This window comes from Craurococcus roseus (assembly GCF_039523795.1).
GTDB lineage: Bacteria > Pseudomonadota > Alphaproteobacteria > Acetobacterales > Acetobacteraceae > Craurococcus > Craurococcus roseus.
Map to the genome: position 1 here is coordinate 1 of NZ_BAAAFZ010000076.1, position 2095 is coordinate 2095.

A 2095-nucleotide genomic window follows, 5' to 3' on the forward strand; every position below is an offset into this window, starting at 1 on the left:
GCGGCGCGCCGCGCGATCGGCCCCAGCAGCGGCAGGCGCAGCGCGCGCGCATCGCGCCAGCGCCGCGCCCTGGGGGACGCGGTGGCGCGGGCGGCCAGCAGCCCCGACGCCAGCAGGAGGGCGAGGCCCGGCGCGCCCCACTCCCGCAACCAAGCGCCCACGGCCAGCACCGCCCGGGTCGAACGGGGCAAGTCGCCGGCGCCGGCCGCGAAAAGGGGCTCGAGGGCCGGCAGCACCACCGCCACCAGCACGCCGACGGCGACGACGGCGAGGACCAGCACCACGGCCGGGTAGGTGAGCCCGGCGCGCACGCGCTCGGAGGTGCGGGCGGCGCGGAGCAATTCGGACGAAAGGCGGTCCAGGATCTCGGGCAAGCGTCCGGTGCCCTCGGCGGCGGAAACCGCCGCGGCGTACCAGCCGGGGAAGGCGGCGGGCCGCGCCGCCACGGCCGCGCCGAAGCCCGTCCCGCCGCGGACCCCCTCGCGCAACGCTTGCAGCAGGAGCCGCGGCATCCGCTTGGCTTCGGCGCCCGCCATGGCGTCGAGCGCCGTGTCGAGGGGAAGCCCGGCGCCGAGCAGCAGGGAAAGGCCGCGCGTCAACCGCGCCAGCTCTCGTGCCGGCACGGCGGCCGCGCGTTGCGGTCCCGTCGCGGACGCGGCGCCCTTGCTCCCCGCGGGCAGCACGTCGACCGGCAAGTGGCCGGCCTGCTGCAATCGCCGCGCCGCGTCGGCGCGGTCCGTTGCCTCGATCCGGCCGGCCAGGGCGCGGCCGTCGGCGGCGAGGGCGGTGTAGTCGAAGTTCGGCACGGCGCGCGCGCTCACCCGCCGACCACCCGCATCACCTCCTCTAAGGAGGTGGCGCCGGCGAGGGCCTTGCGGAGCGCGGCTTCGCGCAGGCTCGCCATGCCCTCGGACGCCGCCAAGTCGTGCAGCGTCCCGGCGTCGGCGCGGCGCAGCACCGCGTCCCGCAGCCTCGGCGAGAAGGGCATGACTTGCAGCACCGCGCCGCGGCCGCGGTAGCCGGTGCCGCCGCAGGCTCCGCAGCCGCGCGGCCGGTTCAGTCGGATCGGGCCGCAGCCGCCGGCGAGGCGCGCGAGGCCGAGCCGCTCGGCCAAGCCGGCGGGCGCGTCGTAGGGCTCCCGGCAGGCGGCGCAGAGGGTGCGCACCAGGCGCTGCGCCACGGCGCCGCGCAGCACGGAGGCGATGAGGTAGTCCGGCAGGCCGAGGTCCATCAGCCGCGTCACCGCCGAGGGGGCGTCGTTGGTGTGCAGCGTCGCCAGCACCAGATGGCCGGTGAGCGCCGCCTGCGCCGCCGCCTCGGCCGTCGCCGGGTCGCGGATCTCGCCCACCAGCACCACGTCCGGGTCGTGCCGCAGCATGGCGCGCAGCGCCTCGGCGAAGCCGAAGCCGATCTGCGGCTTCACCTGCACCTGACTCACGCCGTCCAGCCGGTATTCCACCGGGTCCTCGATGGTCACGACCTTGAGCCGCTGCCGGTCCACAGCGTTGAGCGCGGCGTAGAGCGTGGTGGTCTTGCCGCTGCCGGTCGGCCCGGTGACCAGGACGAGGCGGCTGGTCTCCGCCACCAGCGCCCCCAACGCCGCCGCCTCCGCTTCCGCGAAGCCGAGGGCGGCGAAGTCGAGCGCGACGGCGCCGCGGTCGAGGACGCGGAGCACCACACCCTCCCCGTCCAGCGCCGGGATGAGGGAGATGCGGAAATCGATGTCGCGCCCACGGACGGCCATGCGGAGGCGCCCGTCCTGCGGCAGCCGGCGCTCCGCCACGTCGAGCCGCGCCATGATCTTGAGCCGGGACACCACGCCGGCGCCGAGGGCGGGGGGCACCGTGCCGGCCTCGCGCAGCACGCCGTCCACGCGCAGCCGAGTCCGCAGGCCGCTTTCCGTGGCTTCCAGGTGGATGTCGGAGGCGCCGCGCTCCACGGCGTCGAGGATCAGCGCGTTGACGTGGCGGACCACCGGCGCCTCGCTGGCCCGGTCGCGGAGCCGGGCGTCGTCGTCCGCGCCGGCGGCGACGCCGGCCAGGGTGCCGCCGTCCACCACGATGCTCTGCCCGGTCATGAAGCTGCCGGCCGGGGC

At 77.2% G+C, this 2095-nt stretch carries 2 protein-coding genes; both read right to left on the minus strand.

Features of this window, described 5'->3' with window-relative positions:
• Positions 1-821 (minus strand): type II secretion system F family protein (locus ABD067_RS21885; RefSeq protein WP_343897533.1); only part of this gene is annotated, 821 nt, incomplete at its 3' end.
• A partial coding sequence (locus ABD067_RS21890; protein ID WP_343897534.1) for a GspE/PulE family protein occupies positions 818-2095 on the minus strand: 1278 nt, incomplete at its 5' end. The genes ABD067_RS21885 and ABD067_RS21890, both read right to left, overlap by 4 nt.